This is a genomic window from Pseudosulfitobacter pseudonitzschiae (assembly GCF_900129395.1).
Taxonomy (GTDB): Bacteria; Pseudomonadota; Alphaproteobacteria; order Rhodobacterales; family Rhodobacteraceae; genus Pseudosulfitobacter; species Pseudosulfitobacter pseudonitzschiae.
In genome coordinates this window covers 22361-34522 of the sequence record NZ_FQVP01000006.1, presented here as the reverse complement: position 1 = coordinate 34522, position 12162 = coordinate 22361, and the positions used below count along the sequence as shown (strand labels likewise).

General features: G+C 64.4%; 11 protein-coding genes. 4 read left to right on the top strand and 7 right to left on the bottom strand.

What is annotated here, in order from left to right; translation table 11 throughout:
- Nucleotides 1-22 precede the first annotated feature (22 nt).
- From BUC08_RS17525 to BUC08_RS17505, 5 genes are read right to left on the bottom strand one after another with little or no spacing between them, the layout of a single operon-like run.
- Nucleotides 23-1039, bottom strand: a complete 1017-nt coding sequence (locus BUC08_RS17525) for a TRAP transporter substrate-binding protein (protein ID WP_037927301.1) — start codon at nt 1037-1039, stop codon at nt 23-25.
- A 33-nt stretch (nt 1040-1072) separates the two neighbouring features.
- Entirely contained in the window at nt 1073-2116 is a 1044-nt protein-coding gene (locus BUC08_RS17520) for an L-idonate 5-dehydrogenase (protein WP_037927304.1), read from the bottom strand.
- Nucleotides 2113-3078, bottom strand: a complete 966-nt coding sequence (locus tag BUC08_RS17515) for a 2-hydroxyacid dehydrogenase (protein ID WP_051694507.1) — start codon at nt 3076-3078, stop codon at nt 2113-2115. The genes BUC08_RS17520 and BUC08_RS17515 overlap by 4 nt, the downstream gene beginning before the upstream one ends.
- A 7-nt stretch (nt 3079-3085) precedes the next feature.
- Nucleotides 3086-3853, bottom strand: coding sequence for an SDR family oxidoreductase (locus BUC08_RS17510; RefSeq protein WP_037927309.1), 768 nt, complete (start codon nt 3851-3853; stop codon nt 3086-3088).
- A complete protein-coding gene (locus BUC08_RS17505; RefSeq protein WP_037927310.1) occupies nt 3850-5046 on the bottom strand; it encodes a mandelate racemase/muconate lactonizing enzyme family protein in 1197 nt (398 codons plus the stop codon). Before BUC08_RS17505 ends, BUC08_RS17510 begins: the two co-directional genes overlap by 4 nt.
- 200 nt (nt 5047-5246) lie before the next feature.
- On the opposite strand from BUC08_RS17505, the gene BUC08_RS17500 reads away from it, so the two are divergent.
- The gene (locus tag BUC08_RS17500) at nt 5247-5957 is read left to right on the top strand and encodes a FadR/GntR family transcriptional regulator (protein ID WP_073194326.1); all 711 of its coding nucleotides are present in this window, start codon (nt 5247-5249) and stop codon (nt 5955-5957) included.
- A 79-nt stretch (nt 5958-6036) separates the two neighbouring features.
- On the opposite strand, the gene BUC08_RS17495 is transcribed toward BUC08_RS17500, so the two are convergent.
- The gene (locus tag BUC08_RS17495) at nt 6037-8208 is read right to left on the bottom strand and encodes a TonB-dependent siderophore receptor (protein WP_037927312.1); all 2172 of its coding nucleotides are present in this window, start codon (nt 8206-8208) and stop codon (nt 6037-6039) included.
- Between the two features lie 111 nt (nt 8209-8319).
- Nucleotides 8320-9261: an ABC transporter substrate-binding protein gene (locus BUC08_RS17490; RefSeq protein ID WP_051694428.1), complete on the bottom strand. Its 942-nt coding sequence runs from the start codon at nt 9259-9261 to the stop codon at nt 8320-8322.
- A gap of 173 nt (nt 9262-9434) precedes the next feature.
- On the opposite strand from BUC08_RS17490, the gene BUC08_RS17485 reads away from it, so the two are divergent.
- Genes BUC08_RS17485 through BUC08_RS17475 form a run of 3 tightly spaced genes read left to right on the top strand, consistent with a single transcriptional unit; the run spans nt 9435 to nt 12144 of the window.
- Complete coding sequence (locus BUC08_RS17485; RefSeq protein WP_051694431.1) at nt 9435-10424, top strand: FecCD family ABC transporter permease; 990 nt, start codon at nt 9435-9437, stop codon at nt 10422-10424.
- A complete protein-coding gene (locus tag BUC08_RS17480; RefSeq protein ID WP_037927315.1) occupies nt 10421-11362 on the top strand; it encodes a FecCD family ABC transporter permease in 942 nt (313 codons plus the stop codon). The genes BUC08_RS17485 and BUC08_RS17480 overlap by 4 nt, the downstream gene beginning before the upstream one ends.
- Nucleotides 11362-12144 carry an ABC transporter ATP-binding protein gene (locus BUC08_RS17475; RefSeq protein ID WP_037927318.1) on the top strand — a complete coding sequence of 261 codons (783 nt, stop codon included), beginning with the start codon at nt 11362-11364 and terminating at the stop codon, nt 12142-12144. Before BUC08_RS17480 ends, BUC08_RS17475 begins: the two co-directional genes overlap by 1 nt.
- Nucleotides 12145-12162 lie beyond the last annotated feature (18 nt).

Below are 12162 nucleotides of genomic sequence, written 5' to 3'. Positions count from 1 at the left end.
CTGTCGCCCGCCCCGGTCCGGTTCACTTGATCAGGCCTTTGGATTCAAGATAGGCGTTCAGGCTGTCAAAGACTTTCTGCGCCATCTCGGACTGGCTTGCGACCTTTTCCCATTCCCCCCGCGCGATGCCGCGGAACTTGGCGCGCTCTTCGGCGGGCCAGTCGTGGATGGTCACTTTGCCCGAGGCCTTGGCCGCTTCGACCGCGGCAAGGTCACGCTCTTGCAGGGCGTTGACCTGTGTCTGCTGGAACTCCTTGATCGAGGCGCGGAACATGTCCTTTACGTCGTCAGGCAGCGCGTCCCACTTGGCCTTGTTCATCGACACTTCGACCAGCGGCAGCGAGTGGAAGCCGGGATAGACCGGGTGCAGTGCCACGTCGTTCATGCCGACCTCCTGGTTGACCGAAAAGACCGAATAGTCGGCCGCGTCGATCACGCCCTTGTCGAGCGAGGTGTAAACCTCGGAGGCGGGCAGGTTGACCGGGGCGGCGCCCGCGGCGCGGAAGACGTTGGCGATCAGACCCTCGGGGCTGCGGACCTTGATCCCTTGAAGATCGGCCACGCCGTCCAGCGGCACCTTGGAGACAAACGCTTCAAGGCCGGGCGTGGACACGCCGATGAATTGCAGTCCGTAGGGGTTCAGCAGTTCGTTCATCAGCTCGGCCCCGCCGCCATTCTCGACAAAGTCGATCATTTCGGCGGGGTCGGACCAGGCGCCCACGGGGTTGGCGATCAGGCCAAAGGCCGGGTCTTTGCCAGCAAAATACGACGTGTCCGTGATGTGCCCGTCGATGATGCCCGCGCCCACGGCGTCCTGGGTTTCCTTGTAATCGACGATCGAGCCTACGGGCAGCAGTTCGACGACGATGTTGCCGTCGCTCATTTCCTTCAGCGTTTCGGTCCAGCCTTGCTGGAACACGAAGTTGGGGTTGCCTGCGGGGTCGGACGACTGAAAGCGGAAGCTGTAGTCCTGGGCATGGGCGGCCATGGCCGTCAGGCCAAGGGCCAGCGCGCTGGTAAGCAGGGTCTTGTAGGTCATTGAGGTCTCCTCCCTCTGGGTGAAACCGGCGCGTCAGACGCCGGAGAAACGGATTTGTACTTTCATGGCGCGCGCCTTGTCGGCGGCAAGGTCAAAGGCCGCGACGGCGTCGTCGGCCTCAAGAACGTCGGTCAGCAGCGGGGCAAGGTCGATGCGCCCGTCCGATATGACACGCGCGGCCGTGGCGAATTCCTCGTGAAAGCGGAAAGCGCCGCGCAGGGTCAGTTCCTTGGCGACCGCAAGCTGCAAGGGCAGGGGGGCATCGCCACCCATGCCGACAAGGATCACGGTGCCGCCCGCCCGCGTGGCGGTCAGCAGACCACCAAGCGCTTGCGGCGCACCGGAGCATTCGAAGCTGATGTCGATCTGCCCCTTGTCGCGCTGGAACGGCGCCAGCCCTTCGGGCGTGGTGGCCAGGTTGATCGTCTCGTGCGCACCCATCTTACGGGCCACGCCAAGCGGTGTGTCCGATATGTCGGTCGCAACGATCCGCGTCGCACCGGCCAGCCGCGCGGCGGCGATTGTCAGGCACCCGATGGGACCGGAGCCTGCCACCAGCACCGTCTTGCCCACCAGCGACCCGGCTTGCCGTACCGCGTGCAGGCAGACCGCAAGCGGTTCGGTCATGGCGGCAAAGGCCAGGTCGGCATCCGGTGCGAACCGTTCGACCAGCGTCGCGGGCAGGGTCAGCGCGGCGCGGAACAGGCCCTGTTCATGGGGCATCCGCATGGCAGAGCCGTTGAAGCGCATGTCGAGGCATTGGTTCGGCTGTCCGCGCAGGCAATAGTCACAGCGCGTACAGGGGCGCGAGGGGTTCACGGCCACTTTGTCGCCGACCTCCAGCCCTTCGACGCCGTCGCCGATGGCCGACACCACGCCCGAAACTTCGTGACCGAGCGCCATCGGTTGACGGATGCGGATCGCGCCGAAACCGCCGTGCAGGTAATAATGCAGGTCCGAGCCGCAAATCCCGCCGTTCGCCACATGCACCTGCACCTCGCCCGGCGCAGGTGCGGGCGCGGGGGCCATGCTCTCGATCCGCAGATCGCGTGCGCCGTGGATGACGACTGCCTTCATGCTTTTGGCTCCATGACGATGTTGATCAGGGCGTCGCCCCGTGCCAGCCGGTTGATGTTCTCCGCCACGGTGGCGGTGCGGCGGGCAATCGTGCCCGTGGTCCAGGCCGACATATGCGGGGTCAGGGTGACGTTGGGCAGCGCGTGGAACGGGTGTTTCGACGGCTGCGGGTTTGGCACGTCCTTCGACGGGTAGACGTACCATGTGTCCAGGATCGCGGTCAGGCGACCGTCCTTCAGGGCAGCGAACAGCGCATCCTCATCAATCACCGGTCCCCGCCCGACATTCATGACGACCGCGCCCTCGCGCATCGCGGCGAGCACATCCGCGCCGATCAGCCCCGCAGTGGCGTCGGTCAGCGGCAGCGTGTTCAACAGCACATCCACCTGTCCGGCCATCGCGGCCAGTTCATCCAGCCCGTGCGCTGTCACCCGCGCATCGGCAACCGGCGAACGATTGGCCACGTGGACCTTCATGCCGAAGGCCAGCGCGCGGTCCTTGACCGCCTTGCCGATATGGCCATGTCCGACGATGCCGATGCTTTGCTGGCCCATTTCGGTGCGCAGCCCGTCCGGGCCGCCGGCCCAGTAATGCCAGTCCCCTTGCCGCAACCGCGCGTCCGCATCCGCCAGCGGCACATGCCGCGACAGCAGCGCCGCCATGACATATTCCGCAATGGCGTTTTCGTGCCCGAAGGCGTTGCAGACGGCGCACCCCTTGGGCAGCACATCCATATCGACCTGATCGTAACCGGCGGCGGGCAGCTGGAACAGCCGTGCGGCCTGCACAGCTGTGCCCTTGTAATGCACGCCCACAACCACGTCCGCCCCTGCCAGCGCCTCGGCCTCGCCCGGCCCGTCAGCCGCATCCGAGATGATGGTAATCTCGTGCGGCATGTCCAATTGTTCGGACAGGCCCGGCTCGAAGGTGGCGGCATTGGCGCCGTAGAAGACGATGTTCATCATGAGATCACAGCACCGAAATCATGCCGCCATCGGCATAGATGATCTGACCCGAGACATAGTTCGACGCGTCCGAGGCAAGGTAGATGCAGGTGCCGGCCAGTTCCTCCGGCAGGCCCCAGCGGCGCATCGGCGTGCGCCCCTTGACCCATGCGTCGAACTCGGGGTTCTCGATCAGCGCCTCGTTCATGTCCGTCACCATATAGCCCGGACCGATGGCGTTGGATTGAATGCCTGCCTCGCCCCATTCCGCGGCCATCGCCTTGGTCAGCATCTTGATGCCGCCCTTGGCGACCGTGTAGGGCGCGACCGTGGCACGGGCCAACTCGGATGTCAGCGAGCCGATGTTGATCACCTTGCCCCGCCCACGTTTGGCCATGCGTTTCGCGGCCTCGCGGCCCACGACAAAGGCGGCGGTCAGGTTGATCTCGATCACGCGCCGCCAGTCGGCGGTGTCAAGCTCAAGCATCGGTTTGCGGAACTGGATGCCCGCGTTGTTCACCAGGATATCGACGTCGATGCCTTGGGCATCCAGCGCCTCGAAGGCGGCCACAATCGCAGCCTCGTCCGCCACGTCAAAGGGCGCGGTCAGAACGTCAAAGCCCTGATCGCGCATTTCCTGTGCCGCGGCCTCAAGCCGTTCTGCGTTCACACCGTTCAGCACGATGCGCGCCCCGGCCTGTGCCAGACCTTCGGCAAAGGCGCGGCCAAGGCCACGCGAAGAGCCGGTGATAAGGGCGGTCTTGCCGGTCAGATCGAACAGGGGATGGCTCATGAAACCTCCGAAATACGTGTTGTCAGGTCGCCGCGATCAAAGAAATCGGGGCGCAGTTCGGTGCCCAGGCCCGGACCTTCCATCGGATAGACATAGCCACCCTCGATGCGCGGCACCTCGGTCACCAGTTCGCGATACCAGCCGTTGTAAAAGGCGCGGACGCTTTCCTGGATCAGCGTGTTGGGCTGGCTGAAGGACATGTGGATCGCGGCGGCAAAGCCCACCGGGCCGATGCAATCATGCGGCGCGAACGGGCGGTGATAGGTGTCGGCCATGGCGGCGATCTTGCGCCCCTCGGTCAGGCCGCCGGTCCAGCACAGGTCGGCCATGACCACATGCGCGGCGTTCCGGTCGAGGAACTCTTTGTACGCAAACCGCGAGCCCAGGGTTTCCGACGCGCAGGTCCACACAGAGGTCGAGGCCGCGAATTCCGCCAGCGCCTGCGCGTTGTTCATGCGGATCGGGTCCTCGTACCAGCGGGGCTGGTAATCCTCCAGCACGCGGGCGATGTCCTTGGCCACGGGCAGGTTCCACAGGCAGTGCAGTTCGACCATGATTTCCATGCGGTCGCCGACCGCCTTGCGGATCTGTTCAAAGGGTTTCACCGCCTGTTTCATCTGCTCGGCGGTGATGAACATGCCCTTGTTTTCGATCGCGGGCGGATCGAACGGCCAGATCTTCATCGCCGTGATGCCCTGGTCAAGCAGATCCTCGGCCAGCGCGCCCGCGTCCGTCATAAAGGCGTCCAGGTCTTCGTACCGGCCCTCGTCGCGGTTCCAGGTGTCGACCGGCTTGATCTTGTTGGTGCGCACATAGCGCGTGCCCGCGCAGGTGTTGTAGACGCGAACGCGGTCCCAGCTTTGCCCGCCCAACATGACATGCACGGGCTGACCCGCGACCTTGCCGAAGATGTCCCAAAGGGCGATGTCGATGGCAGAGGCCGCGCGGTATTCCACGCCGGTCGAGGCCTGCGCATTGGGCAGGCTGACCATTTCCTTGTGCAGCGCCTCGATGTTCAGCGGGTTCTGGCCCAGAAGCCGCACGGCCAGCGTGTTGTGGATGTGCGCCTCGCAGGCCTCGGCCCCATAAAAGGTTTCGCCAAGGCCGGTGATCCCGGCGTCGGTTTCCACATGAACCCAAAGCACGTTGGCGAATTCCTCCGCACGATAGGTACGGATGGCGGTGATCTTCACGTCAGATGTCCTCCCTGCGCAGTCGGTCCGGCCGACGGCGTTTGTCCCGGCAATATCTATCTGCCACGACGGACCGCAACCAGATATTGTGACAATTATTCGTTGATTGTCAGACAATACTGATGAAGAATTGCCGAAAATCGCATTTTTGCACCTTGGACAGCAAGAATCGCCCAAACTGACACAGAGAGGGCCACTGTGTGACACAGCCGATAACAAGCGAGCCGGGACTGGCCGAAATGGCGATGAACGGCATACGTGACCTGATCCGCGCGCAGGGGCTGCGCCCGGGCGACCCGCTGCCGTCCGAAACCGCGCTTGCGGCGCATCTGGGCGTGTCCCGCCCGGTGACCCGCGAGGCGCTGCGCGGTCTTGCCACGCTGCGGATTCTCGATATCGGCGGGTCGCGCAAGGCGCGGGTGGCCCTGCCCGATGCCTCTGCGCTGAGCCTGGTTCTGGATCACGCGACCTATAGCCGTGGGATGAGCATCCAACAGGTGCTGGACGTGCGCCGGACACTGGAAATGCGCACCGTCGGGCTGGCCGCGATGCGGCGCAGCGACGCCGAGGCGACAGAGCTGCTGGACATCACCGCGCGCATGTTTGCCGCGTTGGAAGGCGGGCACACCGACCTGATGGAACTGGACATCCGCTTTCATTCCCTGATCGCGAAAGCCTCGGGCAATCATCTTTATGCGATGCTGGTCGACAGCTTCTGGATCATCACGCGGCAGACCTGGGCGATCGGATGGCGCTCGCGTGCGACCCACCAGAACCGCCGGGACAATATCAAGTGCCACGAACGCATCGCGACCGCGATCATGGCGCAGGATGCCAGCCGCGCCGAGGCGGCCATGTCCGAACATTTCGACAGCGCCGTAAGCGTTCTGCTGCGCGCCGGAGTGACCTGAGGGGGCAGCAGAACGCCCGGGCATCGGGATATCTTCGGCTTTGGGGTGTCAACGGGACAACGCCCCAAAACCGATCCCGTTAAAACTGTCGGCTGAGCGACACCTTGATGACCCGTCCTTCGCCCTTGGCACAGCCATAGCCATCGTAGCAGACCCCGTAATAATCGCGGTCAAACAGGTTGCTGACGTTCAGGTTCACGTCAAAGTTCCGCGCCTCGTAAGTCACGGCCATGTCGGCGATCGTGTTGCTGGGGGTGATGCGCAGATTGTCCTGTGTCGAGTAGGATTCGGCGGTGTAGCGGATGCCTGCGCCAACGGTCAGACCCTGCACCAATGCCGAAGCATCATAGTCCAGCCACAGCGAAAGCTGGTGCATCGGGGCGAAAGAATTGGCGTTTCCTTTCTTAATGGGATCGGTTGGAAGGACGGGATCCGGCGCCTCGGTGATTTCCGAGTCAAGATAGCTATAGCTCAGGATCGCTTGCAAATTCTGCGTCAGGCGCCCGCGCGCTTCCAGTTCGAAACCGCGGGAGCGCACTTCACCCACCTGTACAAAGCTGGAATAGGTATCATCTTCGGGATCGTAATCTTTCACATTTGTCTTGCGCAGATCAAAGACCGTGCCGCTGAACATCAAGTCCCGTGTCGGCTGATAACGCAGTCCGACTTCCCATTGCTTGCTTTTTGATGGGTCGAGCGTTTGCCCGGTTGCGGTGGTCCCGACGTTCTGGATGAACCCTTCGGAATAGCCGATATAGGGCGTCAGCCCGTTGGCAAATTCGTGGGTCACGCCGATCATGCCGGTCGCGGCACTGTCGCTTTGGCTGCTGGTGGTGCCCGCCAGCAAGTCGGTGGCGTCATTCTCGAACCAGCTGTACCGCAGACCCGCCGTGACCGCGGTGCCGTTGGAAAACTTCATGTGGTCCTGCACGTAGACGCCGGTTTCCCGATAGGTCGTGCGGTCGTGCGAGGACAGCGCCGGGTCGGCCACCGTGAAGTTAAAATTGGGGTCGCTGTAGGGCAGAGTGTAGATTGAACCGTCGTAATAATGTGTGACGTCGACGCGGCTGTATTGGTAATCCAGCCCCGCAATCAGGTTGTTCTCGACGTTGCCCAGTTGGGTTTCCCATTTGACGTTGTTGTCAAAACCGAATGTGCGGGCCTCTTCGTCATTGCGGAAAGCGTAATAGTTCAGGCCCGATGCATCCGCATAGCTGAAGTCAAGCTGCGCGTAATCGGTGGTCTGATGGGCAAGACGGACACGCTGGTTAAAGGTCAGGCCCTCCCCGAAACGATGGGTCAGTTCCCAGCCGAACGATTCCTGCGTGGTTTCAAAATGGTTATAATCCGACTGGCGATAGGCATAGTCGTCGGGCAACGGCCCGAACGCGGAATCGAAATCCTCTCCCGCGACAGGGGCCATGATCAGCGGTGTTTTGGCGTCCTTCTGGACATGCCCCAGCAGCGTCAGCGTTGTGTTGTCCGTGGGTGCCCAGGTAAAGCCGCCGGCCAGGAACGCACGGTCGTTGTCCGAACTGTGGACTTCGGTTTCACCATCGCGCAGCAGGCCGGTCACCCGTGCAGCCATGGTGCCGTCTGCGCTGATCGTGTCGGACCAGTCGAATGCGGCTTCGGCGGTGTTGTTGCTGCCATAGCTCAGGCGGCCTTGGGCCAGACGGTCAAAGACCGGCCGCTTGGTCACCAGGTTCACCATGCCGCCCGCGTCGTTCGAGCCGTACAGAACCCCGGCAGGGCCACGCAGCACGTCCACACGGTCGATCATGTAAGGATCGGTGGAAAAGGCCGAAAAGCTCAGCACTTTTTGCGGCAGGCCGTCGCGGTACAACGCGCTCGACCCCATGTCGAAACCCCGGATCGAAAACTGGTCGAACCGGTCGTCCGTGCCCCATGTCGATGCGGCGATCCCCGGCACATAGGCAATCGCGTCTTCCACTTCGTCGGGTTGGCGGGCCTCAAGCTCGGTCGAGGTGACCACCGAAATCGATTGGGGCACATCGCTGAGGGGGACGCCGGATTTCACGCCGGTCTCAGTGGCAGGGGCCAGATAGCCATCGACGCGCCCGGAATAGTCCAGCTCATAGCGCAAAAGGATCGACGGCAGTTCCATCGGCGCGGCATCCTGAGCCTGCACCGATTGCGCGGCCAGCGCGACAGAGCATATGGCGGTGCAGCCTGCCAGAATGCCGTTCAGCGATCTGCGGGGGAAACGGGGGGCGGGGAAATATGTCATCTCGGGTCCTGTCAAGCGGCGCATGTATCATGCGGGATATGCTGATGAAGAGATCAGCACTCGCCTGGGAGTGACCTGGGTGGGGGCACCTTACGGTTCTGCAATCGGGTGTCAATCCGGTTCTGCGCCCCGCAAGGCGCGTTGAAATCTCGGGGCAAGGCGCCGTGCAGCCCATGGGATCGACAGCGGTGTCTGAAAGCTCATCGCGCCGGTTTCGTCTTCATCGGCCCAGACCGACCGGCCCTTTTGGGCCAGCGTGCTGGCCTGATAGGCAGGCAACGCCTCGATCAGTTCCCGCCCCGCCGTATCGCCCAGCCACAGGGCCAGATCGCGCTCAAACAGGTCGATCCGCTCTAGGCTGACCGAAAAGTTGCCCGCCGCACTTGCCAGGGTTTCGAATTCCGCTGGGATCTCGAACCCCAGATCGGACATAAAGCGGTTGGCGCCGTCTGCGGGGCCATATCCCACCAGCTTGGTGCCCGCGACATGGGCCACCGCCACGCTGGCCCCGTCAAAGGCCGGGAATTGCGCGCGGGTGTCGGCCAGCACGGCGTCAACATCGGCGATCACCCTCTCGGCGCGGTCTTGCCTGCCCGTGGCGCGGGCAATCAGGCGCAGTTCTTCCTGCCAGGGCGCGCCCCAGTCGGGGAACCCTTCCGGCGGGCCAACCACGGGCGCGATGCGCGACAGTTGCGCATAGGTGGCGGCGTCCATGGGTGCAAAGCTGGCGACGATCAGATCGGGCTGCAATTGCCAGACCCATTCCAAGTCAATCTCGAACCCGCGCTGCACCTGCGGCTCTGCACCGACAGCCTTGCGCGCGTCATCGGCCCAGACCCAGGTGGCAAAGGCGCGCGCGCCGAACCATTCGTGCACCCCCACCGGCGCAAGGCCCAGAGCATAGAGAAAATCCTGCTCGTGATAGCCGACCGAGACGATCCGCTGCGGCGGCGCGTCAATGCGGGTGGTGCCGAAACGGTGGGTGATATCGACCGGCTCTGCCAGGGCAGGCAGGGTGATCATGAACAGGCAAAACAGCAATACGGCGCGCATCAGACTCTCCTGAGTGAGGGGAAAACCTGGCGTCTGCTGGGTGCGCGGACATTCCATGGGCACGGTTGCGCTGTCAAGCCGATGGCAGGGGTTGCAGGTGCAGGGACTTCGGCGCACACTGTTGCCCAGCCAGCCCCGCGCCCGCCAACACCGTCTCTTGCTGTTGGATTGCCATGGCCCCGCTGCGTCCTTTGTACATATTTCTGTTGTTGTTGTGCCTTTTTGCGCTGACCTTGCTGTGCGCCTTGCGGTTCGGCACAGCGCAGATGTCGGCCGAGGCGCTGTTGCACGGTGACGCAGGATTGCTGCCGGGACGCGGTTTTCGCGCCCTGTGTGCCATGACGGTGGGCGCAGCACTGGCAGTGTCCGGGCTGATGCTGCAAAGCCTGACGGGCAATCCGCTGGCCGATCCCGGCATCACCGGCATCAATGCCGGTGCGGCGCTGATGGCCGTGGCAACAGCGCAATTCGCGCCTTCGGCCAGTGCGGGGGTGGTGATGGTCTCGGCCATAGCCGGGGCCGGTCTGGCGGGGCTGGCGCTGTGGCTGCTGGCGGGTGGTGACGCCGGGCTGGGCGGTGAAGGCATCGCGCTGCGCCTGCCGCTGGCGGGGCTGGCCATCGAGGCATTGTGCCTGTCGCTGGCGATGATGCTGATTCTGACCGATGCGCAATCGCAGGCGCGCTACCTGCACTGGATCTCTGGCGCGATACCGCCTGTGTCACGGGGCGAAACTGTGCCGCTGCTGACCATCTGTGCCGCTTTGGTTGCGGGTATCTTCCTGTGCAACAGGCTGGCGCTGCTGACGCTGGGCGCGGATCAAAGCCACAGCCTGGGGCGTAATCCACGGGTTACCATCTCGCTGACGCTGGCGCTGGTCACGGTGTTGTCCGGGGCATCGGTGGCCATCGTCGGCCCGATTGCCTTTCTGGGCCTGCTGGTGCCCTTTGTCGCGCGCGGTCTGGCGGGGACCGAATTGCGGCGGGCCTATTTCTATTGCCTGCCCTTGGGCGCGGCGGTGTTGATGGCCAGCGATGTGGCGGGGCGGGTGATTGTGCGCCCGGGCGAGATTGACGCCGGTCTCATCCTGGCCATGTTCGGAGGCGTCGGGCTGGTCATGGTGCTGACACGGCTGCTGCCGCGCGGCGCGGGGGTGCGGTCATGAGGCGGACCGTTTTGCTGCCTGCCCTGTTGCTGGTGCTGGTCTGGCTGGCCCTGGCGGGCGGGCGCAACTGGCTTGGCCCTGCGGCGCTGGTGCAGGGGCTGTTGGACCGGCAGGACTTCCTGATCCACGGCCTGCGCCTGCCACGTCTGCTGATCGCGGTCGGGGCGGGGATGGCGCTGGGAATGGCGGGTGCGCTGATGCAGGGGCTGACGCGCAATCCGCTGGCCACGCCGGATATCATCGGCCTGACGCAGGGGGCGGGACTGGGCTTTGCCTTTGCGCTGCTTTTCGATCTGCCGCTGCTGGCGGGGGCGGCCTGTGGGGCGGGGATCGCGATGCTGTGCGTGGCGCTCCTGGCGCAGGGGCGCGGGGCGCTGGCCTTTGTGCTCTTCGGCATCGGGATCGGGGCCACGGCGGCAGCGGCGACGACGGTTCTTTTGGTGCTGGCACCGGATGCCAAGGCCGCCCGCGCGATGATCTGGCTTTCGGGGTCGCTGGCGCGGGCCGATCTGGCAACGGCGGGCTGGGTCTGGCTGGTGCTGCTGGCAGGCGGTGCGCTCGCCGCCCTGCGCGCGCACCGGCTGGGGTTGCTGTGGCTGGGCGATGAGGTGATGGCATCGCTCGGCGTTGATCTGTCGCGGATGCGGGTTCTGGTGCTGGGCTTGGTCACCGCGTTGACAGCGGCCAGCACATTGGCCGTTGGCCCCATCGGTTTCGTGGCCTTCGTCGCCGCCCCGCTGGCGCGCGCGATCAGCGGCACCGAAGCACCGGCCATATGGCCCGCCGCGCTGACCGGCGCCTGTCTGCTGGTGGCGGCGGACCTGGTGGCGCGCCTGATCGCCCCTGTTGCCGTCTTTCCCACGGGTCTGGTCATGGGCGTGATCGGCGCACCCTATCTGATTTTCTTTCTGTGGCGCGACCGGCAGGAGGCCCGCTGATGACCGACCCCCTTTTCAACATTGAAAACCTGTCGCTGCGACTGGGAGGCCGCCAGATCTATGACGGCTTTTCGGGGGCTTTGCCCAACGGCGGGCTGACCGGCATTGTCGGGCCGAACGGCTGCGGAAAATCCACATTGCTGCGCTGTCTTGCCGGTGTGCAGCCCCCCGATTCAGGGCGGATCGCATTTCAGGGCTATCCCCTGGCGGGCCTTGCCCCGGCGGAACGTGCGCTGTGCATGGCCTATCTGCCACAGAACCCGCCGCTGGTGCCGGACATGAGCGTTGGCGGGCTGGTCGCCAAGGGACGGACGCCCTGGCGCAAGGCGTTCCGGCCATTGTCCGGGGCCGATCATGAGGCCATCGACAAAGCGCTGGCCGCGACGGGCCTGTCCGATCTGCGCACCGCCCGCCTGAGCGCCCTGTCGGGCGGGCAGCGGCAGCGGGTCTGGCTGGCCCTGGCGCTGGCGCAGGACACGCCGGTGATATTGCTGGACGAACCCACCGCTTTTCTGGATTTGCAGCACCAATTGTCGCTGTTGCGCCTGCTGCGCCAGCTTGCGGACGAACAGGGGCGCAGCATTGTCATGGTGTTGCACGAGCTGACCCTTGCGGGGCGGTTCTGCGATCATGTGATGGGCTTGCGCGACGGGCGGCTGGTCTGCGCGGGTCCGGCAGAGCAGGCGATTACGTCCCAGACGGTCGCGGCGCTGTATGACTTGCAGGCCGATGTGGCCAATGACCCGATTTTTGGCAAGCCTGTGGTCTTTCCGCGCGAATGATGTGTGGTCTGGCAGAGT